This window comes from Pseudosporangium ferrugineum, from assembly GCF_003002065.1.
GTDB lineage: Bacteria > Actinomycetota > Actinomycetes > Mycobacteriales > Micromonosporaceae > Actinoplanes > Actinoplanes ferrugineus_A.
This window is the reverse complement of the sequence record NZ_PVZG01000016.1, coordinates 125,864-150,774: the sequence shown is the minus strand read 5'-3', so window position 1 is coordinate 150,774 and position 24,911 is coordinate 125,864. Positions and strand designations below refer to the sequence as shown.

The 24,911-nt window shown below is 73.1% G+C and carries 23 protein-coding genes; 7 read left to right on the top strand and 16 right to left on the bottom strand.

Features of this window, described 5'->3' with window-relative positions; genetic code table 11:
* Positions 1-4 precede the first annotated feature (4 nt).
* Positions 5-541 (bottom strand): DUF3558 family protein, encoded by a 537-nt coding sequence (locus tag CLV70_RS29170; RefSeq protein ID WP_106129819.1) that lies wholly within the window; start codon positions 539-541, stop codon positions 5-7.
* Positions 542-615: 74 nt separating this feature from the next.
* Positions 616-1,572, bottom strand: coding sequence for a TIGR03619 family F420-dependent LLM class oxidoreductase (locus tag CLV70_RS29165; RefSeq protein ID WP_245908522.1), 957 nt, complete (start codon positions 1,570-1,572; stop codon positions 616-618).
* Between the two features lie 170 nt (positions 1,573-1,742).
* On the opposite strand from CLV70_RS29165, the gene CLV70_RS29160 reads away from it, so the two are divergent.
* Together CLV70_RS29160 and CLV70_RS29155 are read left to right on the top strand one after the other, a co-directional pair.
* Positions 1,743-1,934: a hypothetical protein gene (locus CLV70_RS29160; protein WP_106129818.1), complete on the top strand. Its 192-nt coding sequence runs from the start codon at positions 1,743-1,745 to the stop codon at positions 1,932-1,934.
* Complete coding sequence (locus tag CLV70_RS29155; protein ID WP_146164196.1) at positions 1,891-2,784, top strand: hypothetical protein; 894 nt, start codon at positions 1,891-1,893, stop codon at positions 2,782-2,784. Before CLV70_RS29160 ends, CLV70_RS29155 begins: the two co-directional genes overlap by 44 nt.
* Before the next feature lie 48 nt (positions 2,785-2,832).
* Here the strand turns inward: CLV70_RS29155 and CLV70_RS29150 are convergent, their stop codons facing one another.
* The 9 genes from CLV70_RS29150 to CLV70_RS29110 form a co-directional block, all read right to left on the bottom strand.
* On the bottom strand, positions 2,833-3,615 hold the full coding sequence (locus CLV70_RS29150; RefSeq protein ID WP_245908521.1) for an LLM class F420-dependent oxidoreductase: 783 nt from the start codon (positions 3,613-3,615) through the stop codon (positions 2,833-2,835).
* A 24-nt stretch (positions 3,616-3,639) separates the two neighbouring features.
* Complete coding sequence (locus CLV70_RS29145) at positions 3,640-4,314, bottom strand: DUF6766 family protein (RefSeq protein ID WP_106129816.1); 675 nt, start codon at positions 4,312-4,314, stop codon at positions 3,640-3,642.
* 83 nt (positions 4,315-4,397) lie between these two features.
* On the bottom strand, positions 4,398-4,787 hold the full coding sequence (locus CLV70_RS29140) for a hypothetical protein (RefSeq protein ID WP_106129815.1): 390 nt from the start codon (positions 4,785-4,787) through the stop codon (positions 4,398-4,400).
* 33 nt (positions 4,788-4,820) lie between these two features.
* The gene (locus tag CLV70_RS29135; protein ID WP_106129814.1) at positions 4,821-5,513 is read right to left on the bottom strand and encodes a tetratricopeptide repeat protein; all 693 of its coding nucleotides are present in this window, start codon (positions 5,511-5,513) and stop codon (positions 4,821-4,823) included.
* A gap of 119 nt (positions 5,514-5,632) precedes the next feature.
* Positions 5,633-6,358: a hypothetical protein gene (locus CLV70_RS29130; protein WP_106129813.1), complete on the bottom strand. Its 726-nt coding sequence runs from the start codon at positions 6,356-6,358 to the stop codon at positions 5,633-5,635.
* Between the two features lies 1 nt (position 6,359).
* Entirely contained in the window at positions 6,360-7,406 is a 1,047-nt protein-coding gene (locus CLV70_RS29125) for a LacI family DNA-binding transcriptional regulator (RefSeq protein WP_170148672.1), read from the bottom strand.
* 136 nt (positions 7,407-7,542) lie between these two features.
* Positions 7,543-8,796 (bottom strand): DUF1996 domain-containing protein, encoded by a 1,254-nt coding sequence (locus CLV70_RS41305; protein ID WP_106129811.1) that lies wholly within the window; start codon positions 8,794-8,796, stop codon positions 7,543-7,545.
* Between the two features lie 83 nt (positions 8,797-8,879).
* Positions 8,880-10,610 (bottom strand): discoidin domain-containing protein, encoded by a 1,731-nt coding sequence (locus tag CLV70_RS29115; RefSeq protein WP_106129810.1) that lies wholly within the window; start codon positions 10,608-10,610, stop codon positions 8,880-8,882.
* Positions 10,611-10,807: 197 nt separating this feature from the next.
* Positions 10,808-11,893 (bottom strand): saccharopine dehydrogenase family protein, encoded by a 1,086-nt coding sequence (locus CLV70_RS29110; protein ID WP_106129809.1) that lies wholly within the window; start codon positions 11,891-11,893, stop codon positions 10,808-10,810.
* 100 nt (positions 11,894-11,993) lie between these two features.
* On the opposite strand from CLV70_RS29110, the gene CLV70_RS29105 reads away from it, so the two are divergent.
* The gene (locus CLV70_RS29105; RefSeq protein WP_106129808.1) at positions 11,994-12,557 is read left to right on the top strand and encodes a TetR/AcrR family transcriptional regulator; all 564 of its coding nucleotides are present in this window, start codon (positions 11,994-11,996) and stop codon (positions 12,555-12,557) included.
* Positions 12,558-12,617: 60 nt separating this feature from the next.
* Here the strand turns inward: CLV70_RS29105 and CLV70_RS29100 are convergent, their stop codons facing one another.
* Entirely contained in the window at positions 12,618-13,031 is a 414-nt protein-coding gene (locus CLV70_RS29100) for a DUF6188 family protein (RefSeq protein WP_106129807.1), read from the bottom strand.
* Between the two features lie 98 nt (positions 13,032-13,129).
* The gene (locus CLV70_RS29095; protein WP_106129806.1) at positions 13,130-13,744 is read right to left on the bottom strand and encodes an alpha/beta hydrolase; all 615 of its coding nucleotides are present in this window, start codon (positions 13,742-13,744) and stop codon (positions 13,130-13,132) included.
* A 127-nt stretch (positions 13,745-13,871) separates the two neighbouring features.
* Here CLV70_RS29095 and CLV70_RS29090 point away from each other — a divergent pair, with 127 nt between their 5' ends.
* The 3 genes from CLV70_RS29090 (at position 13,872) to CLV70_RS29080 (ending at position 16,158) form a co-directional block, all read left to right on the top strand.
* Complete coding sequence (locus tag CLV70_RS29090; RefSeq protein ID WP_106129805.1) at positions 13,872-14,510, top strand: TetR/AcrR family transcriptional regulator; 639 nt, start codon at positions 13,872-13,874, stop codon at positions 14,508-14,510.
* A gap of 61 nt (positions 14,511-14,571) precedes the next feature.
* Positions 14,572-15,555, top strand: coding sequence for an AraC-like ligand-binding domain-containing protein (locus tag CLV70_RS29085; RefSeq protein WP_106129804.1), 984 nt, complete (start codon positions 14,572-14,574; stop codon positions 15,553-15,555).
* A 99-nt stretch (positions 15,556-15,654) separates the two neighbouring features.
* Positions 15,655-16,158: a DUF8189 domain-containing protein gene (locus CLV70_RS29080; protein ID WP_106129803.1), complete on the top strand. Its 504-nt coding sequence runs from the start codon at positions 15,655-15,657 to the stop codon at positions 16,156-16,158.
* Here CLV70_RS29080 and CLV70_RS29075 read toward each other — a convergent pair.
* From CLV70_RS29075 to CLV70_RS29065, 3 genes are read right to left on the bottom strand one after another with little or no spacing between them, the layout of a single operon-like run.
* Complete coding sequence (locus CLV70_RS29075; RefSeq protein ID WP_211303928.1) at positions 16,082-17,434, bottom strand: MFS transporter; 1,353 nt, start codon at positions 17,432-17,434, stop codon at positions 16,082-16,084. The genes CLV70_RS29080 and CLV70_RS29075 overlap by 77 nt on opposite strands.
* The gene (locus CLV70_RS29070; RefSeq protein WP_106129802.1) at positions 17,424-18,617 is read right to left on the bottom strand and encodes a type III PLP-dependent enzyme; all 1,194 of its coding nucleotides are present in this window, start codon (positions 18,615-18,617) and stop codon (positions 17,424-17,426) included. Before CLV70_RS29070 ends, CLV70_RS29075 begins: the two co-directional genes overlap by 11 nt.
* Positions 18,618-18,642: 25 nt before the next feature.
* Positions 18,643-21,387 (bottom strand): putative bifunctional diguanylate cyclase/phosphodiesterase, encoded by a 2,745-nt coding sequence (locus tag CLV70_RS29065; protein WP_106129801.1) that lies wholly within the window; start codon positions 21,385-21,387, stop codon positions 18,643-18,645.
* A gap of 199 nt (positions 21,388-21,586) precedes the next feature.
* On the opposite strand from CLV70_RS29065, the gene CLV70_RS29060 reads away from it, so the two are divergent.
* Positions 21,587-24,829, top strand: coding sequence for a GH92 family glycosyl hydrolase (locus CLV70_RS29060; protein ID WP_106129800.1), 3,243 nt, complete (start codon positions 21,587-21,589; stop codon positions 24,827-24,829).
* The last annotated feature ends 82 nt before the right edge of the window (positions 24,830-24,911 follow it).

The window sequence follows — 24,911 nt, the reverse complement described above, 5'->3', positions numbered from 1 at the left end:
GGGGTCAGATCCGGTCCATCAGCACCTTGACGACCTTCTTGGCCTTGGCGAGGTTCTGTTCGTCGCTGTCGCCGCGGACGTAGACGTCGATGGAGGCGGTGCCGTAGAGCACGTACAGGTGGCCGGCGAGGGCGAAGGCATCTTCGCCCACGCCGGCCACCGGCTCGGCCTCGGCGATCTTGACCTGGAAGTCCGACTCGGTGGTGCGGGTGAGGAAGACCGCGAGCTGGCCGCCGGGCTGCTGCCACTGGCAGAAGCGGGAGGCGTCCCCGGGCCGGGCGCCGTCCTCGTCGGTCTGGGTGATGCCGCGCCCGGTGAGGCTCTTGACCTCGGCGTCGCTGAGCAGCGTGCACGGGTCGGGCAGGTCGCCGGAGTCCTTCACGGAATCACCCAGCCCACTGCCCGAGGAGGGGGTGGGAGAGGCGGGGGCGGGGGTGGCGGCCGAGGCGGTGTCGGGGTCGGAGCCGGTCAGGGCCCCGCAGCCGGTGAGGGCTGCGGTGGCGGTGACGGCGGCGGCTAGGGCGGCGAGGCGGCGCTTCATGGACGCCAGGTTTCCCGGTCCGGCGCGACGGCGATAGGACCGGTGACCTGGGTTGACACGTATGCGGGAGAACTTCAGCCGTTCGGGGCGAGGGCGGTGAGGATCTGCTCGGCGCGTTCCCCGGCGGCGCGCGGGTCGGCGTCCGGGGAGCCGATGAACGGGTCCCAGTTGAGGTCGTAGAAGAGCTCGGTGACGCCGGCTTCCGCGTACAGCTGGGCCCCGGCCCGGATCTGGTCCCAGGTGCCGGAGAGGGGCACCGCGTCGTCGCGCAGCCCGGCGCGGACGACGCCGCGGACGACGATCCGCACCGAGTCCGGGTCCCGGCCGGCCTCCTCGGCGGCGCGGCGCACGATCTGGGTGCCCCGGGCGATGTCCTGGAGGCTGGCCCGGCTGCTACTCACCCAGCCCGCGGCGATCCGGCCGGCCCGGCGCAGCGCGATGTCGGCGGTGCCGCCCAGCAGGATCGGCGGGCCGCCGGGCTGGACGGGCGCCGGTGCCATGGTGCTCGGCGGCACCCGGTAGAACTCGCCGTCGAAGGCGGTCGGCCGGCCGGTGAACAGGCCCCGGAGCACGGTGAGGTATTCCTCGGTGCGGCGCCCGCGCGGGTTCGGGTCGGAGTTGGTGGCGGCGTACTCCACGTCGGACCAGCCGGTGCCGAGGCCCAGGTCGAACCGGCCGCCGCAGAGCACGTCCAGGGTGCCGGCCTGCTTCGCGAGGTACGCGGGCGCCACGTACGGGAGGTTGATCACGGCGACGCCGAGCCGGATGCGGGTGGTGCGGGCGGCCGCGTACGTGAGGGCCAGCATGGGGTCGAGGACGCTGTGGTAGACCGGCGCGAGGTCCTGGTTCTCGCCCACGAGCAGCCGCTGGAACGCCCACAGTCCGTGATAGCCGAGCTCCTCGGCGCGCATGGCGAAGCCGGTCACCGACAGCGGATCGGCCCACACCCCGGACACCGGGCAGCCGCAACTGATCAACATGCAGTCACCGTACTGCCGCGTACCGATGCCGGCGACCTCGGTGCCGACCACCTCGCGGTGATCTCCCGATGACCCTCGGATACGACGGCCCGGAGTTTCGCAGAAGGCGATGATTCCGGGTGAACCGGAATCGCGGTCCCTCCGTAGGGGTACTCAGGCCCCCCGAAATCGCGCCATCATCGGGCCAACCGGTCCGACCGACCGATGAGGAGCTTTACCGCATGACCGACCCTCCGGGCCCGCAGCGCCAGGAACCGCTCCGCGAGCAGGACCTCGCGGCGGGCGAGAAGTACGCCCCGGACCACGATCCCGGCCCCGCCGAGCAGTACGCGGGCGACCCCGTCCCCGACCCCTGGGAGGAGCAACCGGATGGCCAGCTGGATTCTGGTGCCGTGCCTGGTCTCCCTGCGTGACGAGTTCAACCGGCTGGCGCCGGGCCGGGACAAGTCCTCGGACGGCTCCATCGGCGACACCTCCCACTCGGCGAGCTCGTCGGACCACAACCCCGACGAGACCGGCAACACGCCGTACGAGGACAGCGACAACACCAACGAGGTCCACGCCATCGACGTGGACGCCGGCCTGCGCAAGTCCGGCTGGACCATGACGAAGTGCGTCGAGATCATCGTCACCCGGCACCGGGAGGGCCGCGACAACCGGCTGCAGAACGTCATCTACAACCGCCGCATCTGGTCCCGCTCCTGGGGCTGGACGGCCCGCGAGTACACGGGCGCGAGCGCCCACACCGAGCACGCGCACTTCTCCGCGCGCTACACGACCGCCCAGGAGCGTGACACCCGCGCCTGGGGACTGCTGGAGGCAGACGACGTGACCAAGAGCGAGTTCACCGCCTGGATGACCGAGTGGGCGCGCAGCACCGCCGGCCGGGAGGCCCTGGCCCGCGCCGTGCTGACATACGACCCGGGCAAGGACGCCAACGGCAAGACCCGCCCGGGCGGCATCGTGAACCCCGGCGGCGACGCGGCGAGCAACCCGACGGTGGGGCCCGCGTGGGCGCTGAACCGGGCGATCGTGGCGTCGATCGTCGGCTACCAGATCCGCGACCGGGTCGACAACGTGCAGGCCGGGGTGGACGCGCTGCTCAAGGGCAGCGGGCAGGCGGTGGGCCGGCAGATCGACCCGCAGTCGGCGCTCGACTCGCTCGGCGCGGGCGAGCTGACTCCGGAGGAGACCGCGGCGGCGCTGCGGGCCGCCCTGGGCGACGACCACGCGGCAACGGTCGGCCGCCTGCTGGCCGGCTGACCGCCGGGGCCGCTCGGGACGGGCCGCCACCCGCCCGAGCCGCCCCGATCAACGCGGGGGCGAGGCGTCGCGCCAGGCGATCCAGCGGGCGAGCTCGTCCAGGTCGTAGTCCGGGCCGGAGGCGATGACGACGAAGAACGTGACGCCGCGCGCCAGATGGTCCGGGGCCACCTCGTGCGGATCGCCGCTGACGAACGCGGACCGTTCGATCTCGCCCGGGTCGCGGCCCAGCTCGGCGCAGTGCCGGTCGAGCAGCTCCGCCTTCGCGCCCAGTTCGTCGCCGGCCGCGAAGGTGTGCCAGATGTCGGCGTACCGGGCGGCGAGGCGCAGCGTCCTCGGCCCGCCCCCGGCGACCAGCATCGGGATCTTGCGGACCGGCGGGGGATTCAGGACGGCGAAGCGCCGCTCGATCCGGTGCAGGGCGTCGCCGAGATCCCGTACGCGCTCCGCCGGCGTGCCGAACTCGTAGCCGTACCGGGTGTACTCCCATTCGCGGAAGCCGGCGCCCAGCCCCAGGATCAGCCGGCCGCCGCTGACGTGGTCCACCGTGCGCGCCATGTCCGCCAGCAGGTCGGGGTTGCGGTACGCGACGCAGCTGACCAGCGCGCCGATCTCCGCCCGCCGCGTCGATTCGGCCCAGGCCCCGAGCGTCGTCCAGCACTCGAAGTGCGGGCCCTCGCGGACCTTGCCGAGCGGGAAGAAGTGGTCCCAGTTGAAGATCGCGTCCGCGCCCAGCTCGTCGGCGGCCGTGGCGGCCTCCCGGATCGCCGGATAGGTGGCGTGCTGCGGCGCGAGCTGGACGGCTACCCGGGTGCGTCGGCGGGGGATCACGATCGGCCAGCCTAGCGCCCGGTCTCAGCCCTCCACGCCGGTCGCGGTGTGCGCCGTGCCCACCGGCTTGGACTGCGACGAGCCGCGCTGGCGCAGATAGATCGCCAGGATCGCCATGGATGCGACGGCGAGCAGTTCGGACTGCCAGTTCTGCAGCGTACGGTTCCAGAAGTCCGGCGCCATCAGGTACTGCCCGGGGCTCATCGGGTCCTCGAGGTTGCCCAGCTGCTCCTCGTTGAACGCGGCCCGCCCGGCGATGAACTGCGCGATCCAGGAGAGCAGGAAGATCGCGCCCATGACGAGGCCGAGCGAGTTGGCGAAGAGGAACAGCCGGACGCCGCTCGCCCGGGCCCACTTCGGCGAGTTCTCGTCGGCGTACGGTCCGATCTTCTGGTCCTGGTCGGACTCGCGCCCGACCTTGTCCAGGTTCTTCGACTCGGGCGAACCCTTCTGCACGAGCCAGACGGTCAGGAAGATGAAAAGGAAGAACTGTAGGTATTCCGACTGCCAGTTCTCGGCGACGTCGGCGCCGAAGCTCGCCGACGTCACGTAGCGGGCGAACGAGATCCGCGGCAGGCCCTCGGTGAGCTGCTGCTGGTTGTAGTCGGCGAGGCCGGCGTACGCCTGCCCGGCCAGCACCACCACGAACAGCAGGCCGAAGGTCAGCCCGAGGGCGTTCTCCTTGACGAAGCGTTTCACCGGTGCAGCACCCCCAGCGCGATGAAGTACGCGAGCCCGGTGCCGACCACGACCAGCAGCAGGATGAACAGCGCACGCATGGCTCAGCCTCCCTGCACGGCGCAGTCGTACGGCCGGCTGCCGCGAGGCGTGCAGCCGGCGGCGACGACCCGCCAGCCGTCCGGGAAGGTGGCCAGGAACAGGGTGTCGCCGGTGAGGCGTACCTGGGCCCACTGACCGTAGACGTCGGTGCCGGTGACCGTGCCGGGTGCCGGCAGGTCCTCGTCCAGGATCGCCCGGTCGCACGGCTGCCCTGCGGACTCCTCGAGCTCGGCGCGGGTCTGCGGGGCGAGCGTGGCGCACGCGGTCGCGCCGTCGTCGCTCGCCACGGCCGTCAGCAGCCGCACCGCGACGGCGGAGGCGGCTTCACCCCCGACCGATCCGCAGCCCGCCAGCCCGAGCAGCAGCACGGCCGGGACTGTCAGTTTCAGCACGAGCGCCGCTTTCCCCGGAACGCCGGTTCTGAATCATCGAAGATCGCCGGCCAGCTTCTCGATCCACTCGACGCGCTGCGGGCTCAGCCCCGCGTCGCGGGCCTCCTCCAGCGCCCGGCGGACGTGGGCGAGGCCCTGCTCGCGCAGCCCGTCGGCGATCTCGGCCAGGCCCAGCGCCACCGTGCCGCCCGGGATCCAGCGCGGGTCGCCGAGCTCGGCGCGCAGCTCGTGGGAGATCCGTAGGTGGTGCAGCGCCAGGTCGGATTGGAGGTCGCCGACCGTGTAGTAGAAACCGATGTGGCGGTGCACCTCGGAGCGCAGCAGCAGGTCGCCGTGCTTCTCGGCCAGCTCCAGGGCTTCCCGGAAGTACGGCATCGCGGTCTCCCAGTCGCCGCGCAGCACCTGGTGCACGAGGCCGAGACCGAACAGCGACTCCGCCGTGCCGGCCGGGTCGCCGAGCTCGCGGCGGATGTCCAGCGCCTGCCGGAACAGCCGCTCCTCGGCCTCGGTGTCCGCGTCGGCGAGGTCGCGTTCCAGCGCGCGGAAGTGCCCGAGCATGCCGAGCCGGTCGAGCGCCGCGGCCTCGAGCGCGCGGTCGCCGGTCTCCCGCGCGCGTTCCAGCAGGCCGGTGAAGGTCGCCTCCGCGTCGCGGTAGTCACCCGTGCGGAACGCCGCCTCGTAGAGCGCCTCGTTGCCGCTCGTCAGTGTTTCCCCCGATGCCCCCATATGCGCCAGGCTAGGGTCAGAGCGCCGCGACCGCCTCGGCAATGGGGGTTTCGCCGCCGAACAGCTCGACCGTGAGGCCTCGGGGCGGCCGGCGGCCGGCGACGAGTATGTCCGTGGGTTCAGTCTTCTCCCGCCGGCGGCGCGGTGAACGCGACGTCGCTCACGTCGGCGACGATCTCGGTGAAGTCGGTGCCGTACGCGGCCGGCTCCCGTACCCGCAGCACCAGGCAGAACGGCCGGTCGGTGCCGTACTTCCGGACGAGTTCGCGGTGGCGGGTCGCGAGGAGGCGGGCGGTCGCCAGGTTGCCGCCGGCCGTCAGCCCGCCGAGGTACACCACCGGGCGTCCGCCGGCCGGGCCCCAGAAGCGGGCGAGCAGGGCGTACCCGGTCTCGGGGGTGTGCACGTACTCGTGGCCGCCGACGGTGAAGGCGAGCTTGGCGCCGCCGGCGTGCTGCCAGTCGTACTCGGCGTACTCGACGCCCAGAAGGACCGTGTGCAGGTGGGCGGCCGAGCGGGGGTTCGGGCCGGGGCCGCCGACGCAGAACTCGGCGACCCGGCCCAGCTCGTGCACCGGGTCGTTGCCGCCGATGAGGTCGGGGCGGGCGCCGCACTCGCGGACGATCGTCGCGAGCTCCACGAGCGCGGTTACGTCCCGGCGGTGGACGCTGTGCTCGCGGTTGGAGGTGGCGTGCCGGGAGGCGACGAGCAGGCAGGTGGCGCCGGCGGTCAGGCCGAAGAACGCGCGCTCCCGGTCGAGCCGCCGGCGCCGGACGGCGAACTGGGCGATCCAGACCGCGGCGCCGGCGATGACGCTGGCGAGCAGGTTGATCAGCAGGTCGCCCACGTCAGGCGGACTCGCGGATCACCAGCGTGGGCTGGAAGGTGACCGAGCGCGGCAGCCGGCCCGGCGCGGCGATGTGGGCCATGAGCACCTCGGCCATCTCGGCCGCCATTTCCTCGACCGGCTGGCGGATCGTGGTCAGCAGCGGCCGGCAGTCGAGCGCCGCGCTGCTGTCGTCGAAGCCGACCACGGCCACGTCGTCGGGCACCCGGCGGCCCAGGTCCTGCACCGCCCGCAGCGCGCCCTCGGCCATCAGGTCGCTGGCGACGAAGAGCCCGTCGATGTCCGGATGGTCGGTGAGCAGGCGGCGGGCGCAGTCCTCGCCGCCGCCCCGGGTGAAGTCGCCCTCCACGGACGGGACCTCGGTGTAGCCGCGGTTGGCCAGGTAGGACCGGAAGCCGTCGAGCCGGTCCAGCCCGGCCGGCATGTCCAGCGGCCCGCTGATCGTGGCGAGCCGCCGGCAGCCCCGGGCCAGCAGGTGTTCCGCGGCGAGCCGGGCGCCGAGCCGCTGGTCCACGTCGACGAAGCTGGCCGCGAGCGGGGACGCGGGCCGGGCCGAGACCACCGCCGGGATGCCGAGGTCGTGCACCTGCCGGGGGAGCGGGTCCTCGTCGTGGCTGCTGATCAGCAGGACCCCGTCGACGTGCCCCTGGCGCAGGTAGCGCAGCACGTGGTGGTGGTCGGTGGAATCGGTCGGGATGATCACCAGGTGGATGTCGTGCGGCCGCAGCGCGCCGGTCGCCCCGGCGGTGATCCGGCCGAAGTACGGGTCGGTGAAGATCCGGTTGAGGAACGAGGCGTCGTACGGCCGGTCGGGCTCGGAGATGACCAGCGCGACCGAGTTGGACTTGCGGGTGACCAGCGAGCGGGCCGCGACGTTCGGCACGTAACCGGTCTCGGCGATGGCCCGCTCGACCATCTCGCGGATCTTCGCGTCCACGCTCGGGGCGCCGTTGATGACCCGGGACACCGTCGCCCGGGAGACCCCGGCCGCCTCGGCGACCTGGTCCATCGTCGGGTTCTGGCCCCCGCGACCTGCCCGGGTGTTCATGGGCTCTGTTATAGCACCGGCCCTGATCTCCCTGAGAGCGCTCTCCGGGCCTCGGCCGCCGGCGCTGCGACCGGCGGCGGCGCTCTCCGGGCCCCGGCCGCCGGGGCCGGGGGCCTCGGCGGCCGGGGCGGCCATGTCAGGGACGACCGTTCGTGCCGCACTTGACGATGACGCGGATGCAGTCGTTGACCCGGCGGGCCATCTCGTCCACCGGCCACGCGTTGAAGAAGTCGCCGTGCATCGTGTAGCCCGCCCCGGACGCGAGGCGGAATCCGGCCGGGTTGCCGCTGACCGGATAGCGCATGACCTGGCGCAGCTTCGGCACCACCACCGGGTGGGTGGCCGGGCAGGCGTTGTTCACCGGGTACGCCATGTGGCTCTTGTGGTCCGGCGAATCCAGGTTCACCCCGTCCCAGCAGTGCGGGAAGTCCAGGTACGACTCCAGCATCGTGCCGGCCGGACAGGTCACGAAGTCGTGCGACGAGCCCACCTCGCCCGCGTGCAGGCAGGACCAGCGGGAGATGGTGTTGTCGCCCGGCCCGGTGGCCCGCGCGTTGCCGGCCACGATGCGCAGGCCGAACGGCAGCGGCTGGGTCTGCGCGATCAGCGCGTCGCTGACCCCCTCGCCGAGGTAGTAGAAGATGCCCGTGGTCGGCTCGACCGGCACGTTGTTCTGGTAGAACGTCGGGATCCAGTACGACGACTTGTCGATGGACGGGTTGCAGTTGCTGTTCGCGTTGAACAGGTCGGTGACCGTCGAGTTCGCGTTGGTCACCTCGCTGCCGAAGAAGCTGTGCATGTGCGAGGCGCCCGGCATGTTCGGGAACACGATCGGGTCGTCCGGCAGGCGGTGGCTGAACGGGCAGTCGGCGAGGAATTCCGCGACGCGGACGGCGCCCGGCGGGATCGTCGGCGTGGGGGCGGTGCCGCCGCCCGTCCCGTACACCTGGAACTCGGTGAGCGAGACCCCCCACTGGGTGGCGCGGGTCAGCGACTCGAGCCGGACGTAGCGGCCGGAGCCGGAGACGGCGACGGTCTGCCGTCCGCCGGTGCCGGCGACGCTGGTGCGCAGGTCCGACCAGGAGCTGCCGTTGGTGGAGATCTTGAGATTGAAGGTCTTCGCGTACGCGGCCTCCCACTCCAGCACGACCGACGAGACGGTGGCCGTCCCGCCCAGGTCGACCTGCAGCCACTGCGGGTCGCTGAACGCGCTGGACCAGCGGGTGCCCGGGTTGCCGTCGACGGCGTTCGAGGCGGGGAAGGCGGCGGACTCGGTGGACGACGCGGTGGCCGTACGTCCCTGGGAGAGCAGGCCGTCGGCGGCTGCTCGGGCGGTGACCGGATACAGGATCAGCAGAGCGGCGGCGGATGCCGCCAGGGCGAGGCGCATGGGGTGACCTCTTTCTGGGGGAAAGGGGGATGCCGGGGCGGAGATGGGGGCTCCGCCCCGGCGAGGTGGATGCCGTCGTCAGGTCACTGGTAGACGCGGACGTAGTCGACGAGCATCCGGGCGGGGAACGGGGTGGAAGCGTCGATCGGGCCGGGGAAGTCGCCGCCGACCGCGAGGTTGAGAATGAGGTAGAACGGGTGGTCGAAGATCCACGGGCCGCGGGTCGCCTCGACGGCCGCCTTGCCGGCGTAGAACACCTGGTTGCCGTCGAGCAGGAACTTGATGCCCTTGCTGTCCCACTCCGTCGCCCATACGTGGAAGTCCTGCGACAGGTCCACGGTGGCGTACTTCTGGCCGTATCCGCCGGCGCCGTTGTACTGCGGGGCGTGCAGCGTGGAGTAGGCCTCGCCGGTGTTGCGGCCGAGGACCTCCATGATGTCGACCTCGCCGTTGTACGGCCACGGGCGCCCGGTGAGGAAGTCGGCGCCCATCATCCAGAACGCCGGCCACAGCCCGTTGCCCTTCGGCACCTTGATCCGCGCCTCGACCCGGCCGTACTGGACGTGGAATTTGTTGCCGGTGTTCATCCGCGCCGACGTGTACTCGCGGCCGTTGACGTTCTCCTTGCGGGCCTCGATCACCAGTTGGCCCTGGCCGTTCATCTGCGCGTTGTTGCTGTTCTCGGTGTAGTACTGGATCTCGCCGTTCTGCGGCACGCCCGGGTCGTACGTCCACTTCGAGGTGCTGGGGCGGGTGCCGGCCGGGTCGTTGAACTCGTCCTGGAAGACCAGCCGGGTGGCCGGGAACGTGGGGTCGGCGGGCCGCGCGGGCGGGGTGGTGGGGGCGCCACCCGTGCCGTACACGTTGAAGTCGTACAGCGAGTAGCCGTACGGGCCGGAGCGCGCCGTGCCGTACATGCGCACGTAGCGGCCGGAGCCGGAGACGTTCAGGACCTCCTTGAAGCCCTTGCCCGTGGTCGTGGAGTAGATGTCGGTCCACGTGCTCGCGTTGGGCGACACCTGGATCCTGTACGCGGTCGCGTACGCGGGATCCCACTGCAACTCCACCCGGCTGATCTGCGCGGTGGCGCCGAGGTCGACGTAGATCCAGCCCGGGTCCACCCAGCCGGTGGTGGAGCTGGTGGCCCAGCGGGTCGCCGGGTCGAGGTCGAACGCCTTCGCGACGGTGCACGGGTTGCAGTTGACGTCGTTCTGCTCGGAGGAGGCGGCGCCGGGCTTGTTGTACGACAGCAGCACCGTGTTGCCGGTCGGCGGGGGCGTGGTCGGGTCGGTGACGCCGCCCGCGTACACCTGGAATTCCCAGAGCGAGTAGCCGTAGATCGACAGGGCCCGTTCGGTGAGGTTCAGCCGTACGTAGCGGGTGGTGCCGCTGACCGGGATGCTCTGCGCGCCCGCGTTGCCCCGCAGGGTGCCGGTGGCGTTCGTGAACGTGCTGCCGTTCGTGGAGAACTGCACGGTGAAGGCGGTCGCGTACGCGGCCTCCCAGTTCAGGTCGACCCGGCTGACCGCCGTGGCGGCGCCGAGGTCCACCTGGATCCACTGGTTCGCGGAGAACTGGCTGGACCAGCGCGTGCCGGTGTTGCCGTCGGTGGCGGCGGAGGCGGGCGTGCCCTCCCACTCGACGGACGACGCGGTGGTGGGCTTGCCCTGCGAGACGACCACCTCGGCCGCGGCCGCGTTGCCGACCGTGACGGCCAGGTAGGCGCCGAGCAGGCCGAGGAGCGAGGCGCCGAGCGCGGCCGTGCGGAGCCGGCCGCGCCGGGGCCCGCCGCCTCGGAAGAGAGCGGAACTCATGCGGAAGTCCTTCCTGCGGGGATCAGAAAGTGGGGGACGGGGATGTGTCGTACCGGTTACCGACCGGTTCCAGAGCTGAGAAAGCGCTCTTTGGTACGTCACTCTGACCCGTCCCCTTCACGGGTGTCAATGCCTGGTAGAGGCTCGGGAAGCGCTTTCTCGCGTCTCCGCAGGTAGACGCGATGGCTCCCGGATCTTCAGGCCGCCCGGCCCCGGGACGCGGCGTCCGCGACGCGGTACTCGCCGCCGCAGGACTCCGCCAGCGACGTGCCGAACAGCGCCGCCGGCGTGTACGCGCCCGGCCGGCCCTCCCCGGCCAGGAGGCGCCGGACCACCTCGGCCGGCACCGCGCCGGTCCAGGCCTGCGCCTCGCTCACCCGGAGCCAGCACTCGCGGGTCGTGCCGTCCGCCCACCGGATCACCGCGTGGCCCCACGAGTGCTCGCGGGGGCGCGGCCGGGCCTTGACCGTCACGGCGGCGAGCCGACGGGTGGCGAACGCCCGCAGTGGACGGATGGCGAGCAGGGCCGTGGCCAGGGGCAGGATCGCGCGGGCCGCCGGGGAGGACGGAGCCTCGCTCGACGCGGCGATCACGTCGGGGGCGCCGCTGGCGCGCTGGGCGGCCAGCAACTCGCCGAGGGGCATGCTCGCCGTGGTGACCGTCGAGCCGTCGGGGAGGGTGAGCCGGGCCGGGTCGCCGCCGAGCCGGGCGCGCACCAGGCGGCCGTCGCGGTACTGCCGCCCGGTGACGCGGCCGTCCGCCGGGCCGCCCAGGACGGTGGCCGCCAGCGCCTCGCCGACGACGCCCGCCTCGACCTCCAGCGACGGGATCATGTCGACCCGTACCCGCTCGGGTGCGGGGCGCCCCTCGCACAGCTTGACGACCACGCTCTCGGTCGCGGTGACACCGAAGCCGGCCCCGGTGACGACCGTACGCCCGCAGCGCCGCACCGTCTCGTCGAGCCCGAGCACCGCGGAGACCGCGGGCAGGTCGTTCGCGAGGTCGAGGTAATCGGTGGCGGGCAGGCACGCCCGGATCAGCGGCACGGCGGTGCCGGAGAACGGGCCGACGGTGTTGACGACCACGGCGGGCCGCTGCCGCTGGATCTCGGCGGCCAGCTCGGCGACCGAGGCCGCCACCACCGTGCGGTCGCCGCCGGCCGCCGCGGCCAGGCGTCCGGCGTCCCGCCCGGCCAGCACCGGGCGGATGCCCCGGGCCCGCAGCCCGGCCGCGATCGCGCGCCCGCTCCGGCCCGTCCCGCCCAGAATCCACACCTCGGTCATGGCACAGCTCCGCCCCGATCCCGGTGCCGCCCCGGTGACGACATTCCGTGTCATCATCGTACGCGTGATGGCACGTGATGTCATCACCTAGACTGGTCCGGTGAGCAGATGGCGACCGGACGCGCGGCAGCGCCTGCAGCAGGCGGCCCTGGACCTCTTCGCCGAGCAGGGGTTCGCCGAGACCACCGTGCCGGCCATCGCCGCGCGCGCCGGGCTCACCACGCGCACGTTCTTCCGGCACTTCGCCGACAAGCGCGAGGTGCTGTTCGCCGACGACGCCGAGGCGTCCGTCCTCGTCGCTCAGTTGATGGCCGGGGCGCCGGCCGCGGCCGAGCCGCTGACGATCATCCGGGAGGGGCTGCGCGCGCTCGCCGAGAACCGTTTCGAGGGGCGCAAGGCCGCGCTGCGGCACCGGCGCGAGCTGGTCCGCTCCGACGCCGGCCTACAGGAGCGTGACCTGCGCAAACGGGCGGCGCTGGCGGAGGCGATCCGGGACGGCTTCCTGGCCCGGGGCCTCGGCGCGGCCCGGGCGGCGCTGCTGGCCGAGACGAGCGTGACGCTCGTCTACGTGTCGGTCGCCGAGTGGCTGGACAGCGACGACGATCGCAAGCTGGACGACATCGTCGGCGAGATGCTCGCCGCGCTGCGGGCCGAGTTCGGCTGAGCGGTCTCAGCCGAGGCGGCGGTCCACCCGCTACGTAGCGGCTCGGCGGCCGGGTACGCCTCAGCCGAGGCGGCCACCCCAGACCGCGATCTCGCCGCGGGCCAGGCAGACGATGAGGGACCCGTCCGGGCCGGCCACCGCCCACGACTCGACCTCGGGGTCGGCGCGGACCGACAACTCCGACCCGCCGGCGAAGCGGAGGTGCAGCTCCCCGCCGGCCCGCGTGCACGCACTGCGGACCGCGTCGCCGAGCAGCGTGGCCAGGACGTCGGACGGCTCCTCGCCCGGCTCGACCTCGATCCGGCCGCCCGGCCCGTCGAGCTGCGCGACGGTCTCGATGAGCACCTGCCGGCCGCCGGAGAAGTTCAGCACGATGGCGTGTCCGAGGCGCACGTACTGCAACTTCTCCCCGGTCAGCAGGTCGATCGACCGTGATTGCCGCGGACGCTGCGCGGCGCCCATGTCGGCGTCCATGACTGCCACCATGTTTCCCTCGATCGGCTCGGCACCCTGATTTATGGCAGGACCGTATCGGGGACTTTCATAAGAGAGCCTTAAAGATGGAAGGATTTTCAGCGGGCTCCGGCCGCGGCGGCGAGCGTCTCCGTGACGAAGGCCGTGACCAGCCGCGTCCAGAACACCGGCCGGCGCAGCAGCGCGTGCTTCTCGCCCGGGACCGGCACGAACGAGGCGCCGATCCGGGCCGCGTACGCCGCCGACGCGGCCGGGCTCGTCACCCGGTCGTCGTCCCCGTGCGCGATCAGCACCGAGGCGCCCGGCTCCGGTGCGGGCTCGCCGTCGGTGATCCACGGCGCCAGGGCGCAGACGCCCACCACGTCCGGCTCCCCGGCCAGCCGCAGCGCGACCCGGCCGCCCATCGAGTGGCCGACCAGCACGATCGGCGCCCCCGGATGCCGGCGCCGCGCCTCGCCGAGGGCCCACCGCGCATCCACCACCGGGTCCTCGGCGGCGCCGTTCCAGCCGCGCAGCCGGTATCGCAGCTGCCACACCGCCACGTCGCGGCCGCGCACCGCCCAGGAGACGGCGCGGGCGAACGGCGCCATCCGCAGGTACGCCGCGCCCCGCCGGGCCGGGGCCACGCTGGTCTCGCTGCCGCCGTGCAGGAACACGACGACCGCACGGGCGTCCGCGGCCGGTCCGGAGATGGTCAGGCCAGGTGCGTTCACGGAGTCACTTGTACCCGCCTCGGCTGGGTAAATCCCACGGCGAGCCTGAGTGTGACCCGAAAGCGGTCCGGGTCACCCGCCGGCCGGGCGGCTCGGCATTTTTTGTACCGAGCGGTAAGGTGGGGTGATGGACGAGGGGACGGCGAGCGTCGGGCGACCGCGGGCCTTCGACGAGGAGACGGTCCTGGACCGCGCCGTCGAGGTCTTCTGGCGGCACGGCTACGAGGGCACGTCGCTGAGCGCCCTCACCGGCGCGATGGGCATCAACCGGCCGAGCCTGTACGCCACCTTCGGCAGCAAGGAGGAGTTGTTCCGCCGCGCCTTCGCCCGCTACCGCGAGACCCGGGTGGCGTACGCGGCCGTCGCGCTCGAGCTGCCCACGGCGTACGCGGTCATCGAGGAGCATCTGCGCTCGGCCGTCGACGCCCTGACCGCGGGCGACCATCCGCCCGGCTGCCTGTCCATCCAGGGCGGCCTGGCCTGCTCGCCGGAGAACGCCCGCGTCTCCGAGTTCCTGGCCGCCGGCCGGGCCGCCGGCGAGGAGGCTCTCGAGAGGCGGCTCGCCCGGGCGGTGCAGGAGGGTGACCTGCCGCCCCACGTGGACCCCCGGGCGCTGGCCCGCTTCGTGATGGCCGTCGGCGAGGGGCATGCCGTGCACGCCGCGGCCGGTGCCACCCGCGAGGAGCTGCACGCCTCCGTCGACATCGCCCTGCAGGCCGTCGCGGCGATGTCCGGCAGGACGGCCGGCGCCGCCGGGGCGTCCTAGATCTGATTGACCGCCGGGCGGGCGGGCCGGACAGTGGGCGCGGGTCTGTATCGGGGGATGCATGATGCGCGTGGTGTTCTGCAGTGATGACCTGCCCGTCGCGGAGCGGTTCGCCGGCTTCCGGGAGGTGCTCGCCGGGGTCGACGTCCCGGTCGATGTGCGCGTCGAACGGGACGCGGCGATCCGCGTACGGATGAGTGCGATGGCGCTCGGGAGGATCGACGTCGCCTCGATAGTCTCCGACGACGACGCCCGGCTGGAGGTCGACCGGCCCGCCCGGCTGGTCCGGCGCAGCGATCCGGACGCCTTCCGGCTCCTGGTGTCGCTGCGCGGCCACACCGAGATGACCCAGGGCGGCCGCAGCCCCGCGCTGGAGCCGGACCGCCTCGCCTTCTACGACACGTCGCGGCCGTTCCACGGCTGGCGGCGGCCGATCGACGGCCGGTCGCACCTGGTGATGCTCACCTTTCCGCGCGGCCTGCTGCCCGTGCCGCCGAACCTGGTACGGCGCCTGGTCGGCGTGCCGATCCTCGGCGACCGCGGGGTGGCCGCCCTGATGGTCGACGTCGTCAAGCGGGTGCTCACCGACGCGGCCGGCTTCACCGCCGCCGACACGGTCCGGGTGTCCACCGTGGTGGCCGACCTGATGACCGCGGTGCTCGGCCACGAACTGGGCCGGGACGCCGTCCGGGCGGCGTCGTCGGAGTCCCGGCGGCGCGTGCTGCGGGCCGGGATCCAGTCCTACGTCCAGCAGCGGCTGGGCGACCCGGAGCTGACGCCGGCGACGATCGCCGCCGCCCATCACATCTCGCCGCGGCTGCTGCACAAGCTCTTCCAGGAGCAGGGCACCACCGTCGCCGGGTCGATCCGGGCCGCCCGGCTGGAACGGTGCCGCGCCGACCTCGCCGACCCCCTGCACGCCGCGTGCCCGGCCGGGCAGATCGCCGCGCGGTGGGGCTTCGCCAACTACGCGCACTTCAGCAACCTGTTCCGGGCCACGTACGGCGTGGGGCCCCGCGACTGGCGGCACCACCGGCTCGGATGACCGGCGCGCATCCGCAACCGGCGTGCGCGCATCCGCAACGACTCGGGCCTGCCTTGCCCCGCACCATCGATACACATCACCAACGGGGGAAGGAAGCACATGAGGAAGACGAAACTGTTCCTGGCGGTCGTCGCGGCAACGCTGCTGACCGTCTTCGGCGCCGCCAACGCCGCCCACGCCGGCGACTACGGCGCCCGGGTCACGGAGACCAACAAGGACGGCCGGGCCGAGCAGTTCTGGGTCGGCGGTGACGGTGCGGTGTGGCACCGGTGGGCGACCGTACCGGGCGGTTCCCTCAACAGCGGGGACTACAGCCTGGGCGGTCACGTCACGACGGGCGTCGGCGCCATCAACAACCAGGACGGCCGGTTGGAGATCTTCGGCCGCGCCGACGGCGGCGACCTGGCCCACAAGTGGCAGCTGACCCCGGGCGGCAGCTGGAGCGGCTGGGCCTCGCTCGGCGGGCTCCTGCAGCCCGGCACGGGGGTCTACGCGGACCTGTTCAGCGGCAAGATCCGGGTGAAGGTCACCGGGGTGGACGGCCTGATCCACTACAAGTGGCAGACGGCGCCCAACTGCTGCTGGGATCCGGGCTGGCAGTAGCGAGGGGGAACGGGCGGGGCGGGCGCACGACGTGCCCGCCCCGTTTCGTGAGCGCGGTGGTGGTCGCCCAGAGCAGGAGCGCCCCGAGGCCCAGGACGAGGACGGCGGCGCTGACCGCCGTACCGAGGGCCGGGGCGGTGACCAGGACGGGCAGGAGCTTCACCGCCGCCGAGCCGCCCAGCGCCCGGACCGACGCGCTGTACGCCAGGGCCGTCGTCACGCCCCCGGGCGGCGCCTCGCCGGCGACCAGCGCGTCCATGTCACCCTCGAGCGCGGTCTGGCTCAGGCCCGCCAGGAACTGGGCCAGCAGCAGGCTGATCACGTGCACCGGGGCGCCGATCCAGCCGACCAGCATGCCCAGCCCCCACAGCGACCAGCGCAGCACCGCCGGCAGCCGCAGGCGCCCCACGGTCTCGACCGCCGCGGTGGCGAGCAGGCAGCCCACGCTGAAGGCGATCGCGGCGCCCGCGACCCAGTGCCGCCCGTGCAACTCGGTGGTCAGCGGTACGGCCAGCAGCGTCGGCCCGGAAGCCAGCAGCATGACGCCCCCACCGGCGGCGAGCAGGCGGGGGGACACCCGGCGGCCCGGACGCGAGGGGCCGGGGGAGCGGGCGGCCCCGGCCCGGCGGGTAGCGCCCCGGGGGGTCATCCGGGCCCGCCGGGCGCTGAGGACGGTGGGCAGCAGCGAACCGGCGTACGCCACGAAGACGAGCGCCAGCGCCGCACCGGTCGGGTGGCCCTGCGCGCCGATCGGGAGCAGGGCGCCCACCCCGGTGCCCGCCGCCTCCACGGCCGCGATCGCCAGGGCGTACCGGGTCATCGACCGTGGCCGGGCGTCGACGGCCGCGACCTCGGCGCGCATGGCCGCGAAGCCCACCCAGGCCGCGACGTGCATGGCCGTGACGGCGAGCGCGATCAGCGCCGGCCGTACGCCGGTGATCAGCCCGGCGAGCGCGCCCAGGCGCAGCAGGATCTCGACGCCCGCCGCACCGCGCAGCAGGCCGCGGCCCGGCACCCGGCGCGCGAGCCAGGAGGTGACCGGTGCGGAGAGGACGACGCCGAGCAGCATGGCCGCGTTGTAGAGGGCGGCTTCGGCGAGGCCGCCGCGGGAGACCGCGAGCAGGACGAGGACGGTCCAGCCGAGGGCCATGCCGAACGAGTCGAGGACGCCCGCCACCAGCAGCTCGCGGAGGCGGCCGGCGCGGCGGACCCCCACCGGTCCGGCCCGGTGCTCGCCGGCCCGCGGCTTCGGGCGTACCGGAGAATCAGGTGCCACCGGACCTGCCGACGAACAGCGGCGCGGGAGGCGGGAAGCCGTTGAAGGCGGAGGCGTAGCTGAGCGTGTACGCGCCCGCCGAGCCGAGGTAGAGCACGTCGCCCACGTCGATCGTCGCGGGCAGCGCCAGCCCGTGGAACATCGTGTCGGAGCTGTCGCAGCTGGGCCCGGTGACCGTGAACGTCAGCTCCGGGACGAGGCCGTGGCCTGGCACCGAGGACCGCACCGGGAAGTCCCAGCCGGACGGGAGCTGGATCGTCTCCATCAGGCCCTGGTAGGCGCCGACGTCGAGGAACAGCCAGTTCTGCCCGGCGCGCACCTCCCGGCCGATGACTCCGGCCGCCAGGACCGCGGCCTCCGCGACGAGGTGCCGGCCGGGTTCGGCGGCGATCAGCCCCGGACGGTACGGGAGCAGCTCGGCGATCGCCGCCCGTACCGTCGTGCCGATGTCCTCGATGGGCGGCACGCCGGCGGTGTAGCGGGCCGGGAAGCCGCCGCCCAGGTCCAGCATCTCCAGCCGGACGCCGTCGTCGAGCAGGCCCGCCAGGACCCGCCCGGCGAGCCCGATCGCCCGGCGCCACGCGGCGGTCGTGGCGCACTGCGAGCCGACGTGGAAGGTCAGCCCGTACGGCCGCAGCCCCAGCCGCCGGGCGAGCGTGAACAGCTCCCGCGCCTCGTGCGGCTCGGCGCCGAACTTGCGCGACAACGGGAAGGAGCTGGCGCTGTCGTCGACGTGCAGTCGCAGGTAGACCGCGCTGCCCGGGGCGTGCCCGGCGATCTTGTGCAGCTCGTTGGGCGAGTCGAAGCTGAACCGCCACAGGCCGGCGGCGTACGCGGCGGCGATGTGCGCGGGCGGCTTCACCGGGTTGCTGTAGAGCACCTCGGCCGGGTCGGCGCCGAGCCGTTCGAGCACGCGCAGCTCGCCCAGCGAGGCGACCTCGAAGCTCGCCCCGCCCGCGCGCAGGGTGTGCAGGATCTCCGGCGCCGGGTTGCACTTCATCGCGTAGAAGGCCCGTACGCCCGGAAGCGCCGCGGTGAACCGGTCCAGCCGCCGCGCGACCGCGTCGAGGTCGGTGACCAGGTACGGCGTCGGCACGTCGATGACCTCGAGGCGGTCCGGGGCGAGCGAGGCGGGCCAGGAGGCGGGCAGCGCGGCGGCCAGGCCGGTGAGGGCGGCGGTCATGCGGGTCCTCCGGGCGTCGGTGTGGTCAGGCTGCCGGGCGGACGCCGGCGCCCTCCAGCAGCAGCCGGCCGGCCTCCCCGGCGGGCACCGGGCGGGAGAAGTAGAAGCCCTGGGCGAACTCGCAGCCCATCGCGCGCAGGGCGGCGAGCTGGCCGTACTCCTCGATGCCCTCGGCCACGGTGGTCATACCGAGGCTCTGTCCGAGCTGGACGATCGTGCCGGCCAGCGCGGCGTCGTCGGACTGCCCGCCGAGCCGCTCCACGAACGACCGGTCGATCTTCAGGGTGTCCACCGGGAAGCGGCGCAGGTAGGCCAGCGAGGAGTAGCCGGTGCCGAAGTCGTCGATCGCCAGGGTGACGCCGAGCGCCTTGAGGTGGACGAGCTGGGCCAGGTTCTCCTCGGTGTCGGTCATCAGCACGCTCTCGGTCATCTCGAGGCACAGCCGGTCGGCGGGCATGCCCGTCCCGGTCAGCACCTCGCGGACGACCGCGGCGAGGTCGGTGCGGTCGAACTGGCGTACCGAGACGTTGACGGCCATCTTGACCGGCGGCCGGCCGCTCTCCCGCGCCCACTCCATGGCCTGGCGGCAGGCCTCGGTGAGCACGTAGCGGCCGAGCGGCACGATCAGGCCGGTGGCCTCGGCGAGCGGGATGAAGTCCATCGGCGAGATCAGCCCGCGGACCGGGTGCTGCCAGCGGACGAGCGCCTCGAACCCGACGACGCTGCTGTCCGCCATGTCGATGGTGGGCTGGTAGTGCACCTTGAGCTCGCCGCGGGTCAGCGCGAGGCGCAGGTCGGCCTCCAGCTCGAGGCGTTCGACCAGGCCGGCCAGCATCTGCGGGTCGTACGCCGCGAAGCCGCTGCCGCCGCTGGTCTTCGCCCGGTACATGGCCAGGTCGGCGTTGCGCATCAGCTGTTCCGCCGCGTCGGCGCCGTCGCCGGGTCCGAGGGCCGCGTACGCCGCCAGCCCGACGCTGCCGCGGACGTGCAGCTCCCGCTCGTCGATCCGGAACGGCTCGTGCAGGCCGTCGACGATCCGCTGGGCCAGGCCCTCCGCCTCGTCCGCGCCGAGCTCGGAGCGGATCAGCACGGCGAACTCGTCGCCGCCGAAGCGGGCCACCGTGTCCCCCTCGCGCACCGAGCCGCGCAGCCGGTCGGCGACCTGCACCAGGAGCTTGTCGCCGGCGAGGTGGCCGAGGCTGTCGTTGACCTCCTTGAACCCGTCGAGGTCGAGGAAGAGCACGGTCACGTCGCCGTCGTCGCCGCGCTGCTCCAGCGCCTCGGCGACGCGTTCGCGGAACAGGGCACGGTTGGCGAGCTGGGTCAGCGCGTCGTGGTACGCCTCGTGCACCAGCTGTTCCTGGAGCTCCTTGCGCTCGCTGATGTCCCGGGTGTTGAGCACGAGCCCGCCCACGTTGGGGTCGGTGAGCAGGTTGGTGACGGTGATCTCGGCCTGACGCAGCCGGCGGTCGCGGTGCCGGACGGTCAGTTCCAGAACCGTCGTCGCGTACGGGCGGCTGCTCACCGAGCGCAGGGCGTCGGCGAGCCGGACGGCGGAGTCGGCGTCGAGGACGCTGGTCAGGCGGCGGCCGGTGAGCACCTGCGCCGGGAAGCCGAACACGCGCCGCACGGACTCGCTCTGGTAGAGCACCTCGGTGTCGGGGCCGACCACGGTCACCACGTCGGAGCTGTGCTGGACCAGGGCGCGGAACCGCTGCTCGCTGGCGGACAACTCGGCGGTGCGGGCGGCGACCCGGGCCTCGAGGTCGCTGGTCAGGCTGCGGTTCTCCCGCAGGGTCAGCAGCTGGCGGCCGACCATCAGCAGGATGAGCGTCGAGCGGGTGTACGCCACGAACGCGCTGTTCTGCCCCGTGCGGGCGAACCACACGACGCTGGTGATCAGGGCGGCGACCACGGCCACGTACGGCAGCAGCACGCCGAAGGGCTGGCTGCCCTCGCCGGCCGGTGCGGGCTCGTCCGGGCCGGCGGTCACCGGGCGCGCGGCGGCGAGCAGGATCAGCGAGAAGCCCGCGAACCAGCCGATGTCGGTCACCCCGCCCGAGCTGTACCCGCCGATCAGGTTCAGGTACGCGTACCCGATGTCGGAGACGGCGAAGGCCACGGTGCCGGCGCCGACGAGCGCGAGGTGCGCGAAGGTCCGTCCGCGGCGGCGTTGCAGGGCCAGCATGTAGACCACGATGGTGACGATGACGACGTCGCCGAGCGGGTACGCCAGGCTGACGTAGAGGGCGAGCGCGCTGTCCCCGCCGGCGTCGAGGATCGGCTCCACCACGAAGATCCACGCCATCAGCATCAGCGAGAAGGCCACCATGAGCCCGTCGAGGACGCTGCGGGCCCGGTTGGCCGGCGTCTGGGCGGCAACCGGCAGCACCAGCAGCCCGGCCGAGGTCAGCACGATCATGCCGAGGTAGCCGACGTCGGCCTGCGACGGCAGCGGCACCGAGCCGGTGAAGGTGTCCAGCCAGACCGCGCACATCTGGCCGGAGGCCCACGACAGCACGCCGAGCCCCAGCAGCCCCCACGCGGCGCGCAGCCGCCCCCGGTGCGTCCCGGCCCGCACCAGGCAGACGATCGCGGCGGCGACGGCGGCGGCGCACAGACCCAGGTTCGAGATGGTCTCCGACGTCCCGGGGCCGCCCGCCCCGGTGCTGAGCACGACGCCGAAGGCGGCCACCACCACGGCCACCGCCACGCACAGGCGCGCCCACCCGCGCAGCACGTACGCGGCCGCCGGCGAGGTGGGTGGCATCAGCTGATCTCCGGTCGGCGGGGGAGCCGGCCCGGGCGGACGGCTGCTTCCCCGGTGATCGGATGGCCGGGACCCGAACTTGAGGGGTTCGGTCCGGCCAAAGGCGTGTCCCAAGCGATAGCCCGTGGATCATTGACAGGTGTCTCTGGCACGTGACAACGTTGTCACCGGACGATGACGTCGTTAACCGGAGGTTTGGATGACCCGTCGGTTCCTTGCGGCCTCGACCGCCCTGCTCGTGACCGCCGCGGTGCTGCACGCGAACCCCGCGGCCGCCGCCGAGCCGGCGCCGGTCGACCTGGTGCACCCCTTCGTGGGCACGCAGAACTTCGGCAACACCTTCCCGGGCGCCAGTGCGCCCTTCGGCATGGTCCAGGTCAGCCCCGACACGGGCGGCCAGGGCGGCTACGACTACCAGCAGAACAGCATCTACGGCTTCAGCCAGACCCACCTGTCCGGCGTCGGCTGCGGCGTGGCGGGCGAACTGCCCATGCTGCCGACGACCGGGGCGGTCACCACGGTCGACCCGGACGCGTACCGGTCGCCGTACTCGCACGCCGACGAGGAGGCCTCGCCCGGCTACTACCGGGTCGGCCTGAGCAAGTACCAGACGAAGGCCGAGCTGACCGCGACGCCGCGGACCGGGTGGCAGCGCTACACGTTCCCGGCCACCGGCGAGGCCAACGTGCTGTTCAACACCGGCAAGGCCAACCAGAACGTGTTCGATTCGGAGATCCACGTCGTCGGCGACCGTACGGTCGAGGGCCGCGTGCGCGCCGGCAACTTCTGCGCGGGCAAGGACGACCACACCGTCTACTTCACCGCCAGCTTCGACCGCCCGTTCGCCTCCTTCGGCACCTGGCGCGGCTCGGCCATCTCGAAGGACTCGCGCGACGCGGCCGGCGGCGGCAGCAACGGCGCCTTCGTCACCTTCGACGCCGGCACCGACCGCGACGTGGTCGTCAAGGTGGCGCTGTCGTACACGGGCTCGGACGGCGCGCGGAAGAACCTCGCGGCCGAGACCGGCGACTCGTACGACTTCGACGCCACGCGGGCCCGGCTGCGGCAGACGTGGGTCGACGAGCTCGACCGGATCCGGATCGGCGGCGGCCCCGCCGAGCGGCGCAGCGCGTTCTACACCGCGCTCTACCACTCGCTGCTGCACCCGAACGTGGCCGGCGACGTCGACGGGCGCTACGTCGGCTTCGACCGCAAGGTGCACACCGCCGAGGGCTACACGCCGTACCAGAACTTCTCGCTGTGGGACACGTACCGGCCGCAGAACCAGCTGCTGGAACTGCTCGCCCCGGACGTGGCCCGCGACGTCGCGCTGTCGGTCGTCGCCATCGGCCGCGACGGCGGATGGCTGCCCCGCTGGGCGCTGGCGAACAGCGAGACCAACATCATGACCGGTGACCCGGTCACCCCGTTCCTGGTCGAGGCATGGTCGAAGGGCCTGCTCGCCGGGCACGAGGAGGAGGCGTACGCGCTGCTGCGCAAGAACGCCACCGCCCAGCCGCCGGCGGACTCGCCGTACAACGGGCGGACCGGGCAGGACTACTACGCCGAGCGCGGCTACATCCCGTCCGGGCTCGAGCTCGGCAAGGACTGCGTCCACAAGGGCGGCGACAACGACTGCGTCCACCCCGCCTCGGCCACCCTCGAGTACGCGGCCGCCGACGCCTCCCTGGCCCTGATGGCGAAGGGGCTCGGCAAGACCTCCGACGCGAAGCTCTTCGCCGGGCGCGGCCAGTGGTACCGCAACCTGTGGGACTCGTCGATCCAGCAGTTCCGGCCGCGGACCACCGACGGGACCTGGCTCACGCCGTACGACCCGGTCGCCGCGTCGCAGCAGTTCCACGAGGGCGGCGCGAACCAGTACCAGTGGCTGGTGCCGCAGGACCCGGCCGGGCTCGTCCAGCTCATGGGCGGACGGGCGGCCACGGAGAAGCGCCTCGACCGGTTCTTCGTCTACGACAAGCTGCTCACCGACCCGGCCGGCACCGCGCGCACGGACTGGATCGCCAGCCCGTACGACTACTACGCCAAGGCCACGTACAACCCGAACAACGAGCCCGACCTGCTGGCGCCGTACATGTATCACTGGGCGGGCGACCCGGCGAAGACCGCGACCGTCGTGCGGGCCGCGATGACGCTCTTCACCACCGGCCCCGACGGCATGACCGGCAACGACGACCTCGGCACGATGAGCGCCTGGTACGTCTTCTCCTCGCTCGGCCTGTATCCGACCATGAGCGGCGCGAACTTCCTCGCCGTCTCCAGCCCGCAGTTCCCGTCGGCGAAGGTGCGCACGGGCGGTTCCACCCTCACGATCACCGCCCCGGGCGTCTCGGACGACAACCGCTACATCCAGCGGGTCCGGCTGAACGGCAGGAACCTGGCCAAGAGCTGGGTCGACTGGTCGCAGATCGCCCGGGGCGGCACCCTCGCGCACACCGTGGGCACCAGCCCGTCGTCGTGGGGCACCTCGGTCGCGGACCAGCCGCCGTCGGTCAACAGGGCGCCGGCGGACGGGCGTACCCACGTCGACGCGACCCTGCGACCGGCGAGCGCGGCCCTCCCGGCCGGCGCGCCCACCGCGCAGAAGGCGACCTTCGAGATGGACGTGGTCGGCCAGGCCCCGCTCGCCATCGCCCCGCGGGTCACGGCGACGGCGCCCGCCGGCTGGAAGGTGACGATCAGCCCGAAGCTCCCGAAGGTCCTGGTGACCCGCCACCTGCCGATCGGCGCGACGTACACGGTCACCGTGCAGGCGCCGCCCGGGACGGCGGTGGGGGCGTACAAGGTGACGGTCAAGGCCGGTGCCCCCGGGGCGAACACGGTCGAACGGTCCGCGACCATCGCGGTGGCGGCCCCGACCACCTGCGCGGCCGCGGGCGGCGACACCTGCCGGATCGACCTCACCGCCGAACGCAACAACGACGGTACGGCCACGGTCGCGGCGTCCGATGAGGGCAACTTCGACGGCGGCGGCTGGAGCTACGACGCCGCCCTGCTGCCCCCGGCGGGCCCGGTCACCTGGGAGGGCGTCACCTACGAGGCGCCCGACCCGAGCGGCACGGCGAAGAACTTCGTCCAGGCCCGCGGCCAGTCCCTGCTCCTCCCGGCGGGAACCCACGGCGCGGTCAAGCTGGTCGCCGCCACCCACAACGGCCCGGTCACCGCGGCCCTGACCCTCGGCTACACGGACGGCACGTCGGCCCCGGCCACCGTGACGATCGCCGACTGGTGCGGCAGCCCGGCCCCGGGCACGACGACGGTGCTCGGCATGCCCCACCGCATCAAGGCGGGCCAGGGCGTCGACGGGCCGCCGGTGAGCCTGTTCGCGGCGTCGCTACCGATCGCGGCGGGCAAGCAGATCCGGTCGGTCACCCTCCCGAACGATCCGAGATTCCAGGTGTACGCGGTGACGCTCGCCTGACGCGTACCCGATCGCACGGAGAAGCGGGGCCCCTCACCGGCCCCGCTTTCTCCGTGCCGGGACGAGCTTAAATCCGGAGGGC

Excerpts from the sequence above, each read along its gene's own strand:
- CLV70_RS29170 (WP_106129819.1), bottom strand. The coding sequence starts at position 541 with ATGAAGCGCCGCCTCGCCGCCCTAGCCGCCGCCGTCACCGCCACCGCA.
- CLV70_RS29160 (WP_106129818.1), top strand. The coding sequence starts at position 1,743 with ATGACCGACCCTCCGGGCCCGCAGCGCCAGGAACCGCTCCGCGAGCAG.
- CLV70_RS29155 (WP_146164196.1), top strand. The coding sequence starts at position 1,891 with ATGGCCAGCTGGATTCTGGTGCCGTGCCTGGTCTCCCTGCGTGACGAG.
- CLV70_RS29135 (WP_106129814.1), bottom strand. The coding sequence starts at position 5,513 with ATGGGGGCATCGGGGGAAACACTGACGAGCGGCAACGAGGCGCTCTAC.
- CLV70_RS29125 (WP_170148672.1), bottom strand. The coding sequence starts at position 7,406 with ATGAACACCCGGGCAGGTCGCGGGGGCCAGAACCCGACGATGGACCAG.
- CLV70_RS41305 (WP_106129811.1), bottom strand. The coding sequence starts at position 8,796 with ATGCGCCTCGCCCTGGCGGCATCCGCCGCCGCTCTGCTGATCCTGTAT.
- CLV70_RS29115 (WP_106129810.1), bottom strand. The coding sequence starts at position 10,610 with ATGAGTTCCGCTCTCTTCCGAGGCGGCGGGCCCCGGCGCGGCCGGCTC.
- CLV70_RS29110 (WP_106129809.1), bottom strand. The coding sequence starts at position 11,893 with ATGACCGAGGTGTGGATTCTGGGCGGGACGGGCCGGAGCGGGCGCGCG.
- CLV70_RS29100 (WP_106129807.1), bottom strand. The coding sequence starts at position 13,031 with ATGGACGCCGACATGGGCGCCGCGCAGCGTCCGCGGCAATCACGGTCG.
- CLV70_RS29090 (WP_106129805.1), top strand. The coding sequence starts at position 13,872 with ATGGACGAGGGGACGGCGAGCGTCGGGCGACCGCGGGCCTTCGACGAG.
- CLV70_RS29085 (WP_106129804.1), top strand. The coding sequence starts at position 14,572 with ATGATGCGCGTGGTGTTCTGCAGTGATGACCTGCCCGTCGCGGAGCGG.
- CLV70_RS29080 (WP_106129803.1), top strand. The coding sequence starts at position 15,655 with ATGAGGAAGACGAAACTGTTCCTGGCGGTCGTCGCGGCAACGCTGCTG.
- CLV70_RS29070 (WP_106129802.1), bottom strand. The coding sequence starts at position 18,617 with ATGACCGCCGCCCTCACCGGCCTGGCCGCCGCGCTGCCCGCCTCCTGG.
- CLV70_RS29065 (WP_106129801.1), bottom strand. The coding sequence starts at position 21,387 with ATGCCACCCACCTCGCCGGCGGCCGCGTACGTGCTGCGCGGGTGGGCG.
- CLV70_RS29060 (WP_106129800.1), top strand. The coding sequence starts at position 21,587 with ATGACCCGTCGGTTCCTTGCGGCCTCGACCGCCCTGCTCGTGACCGCC.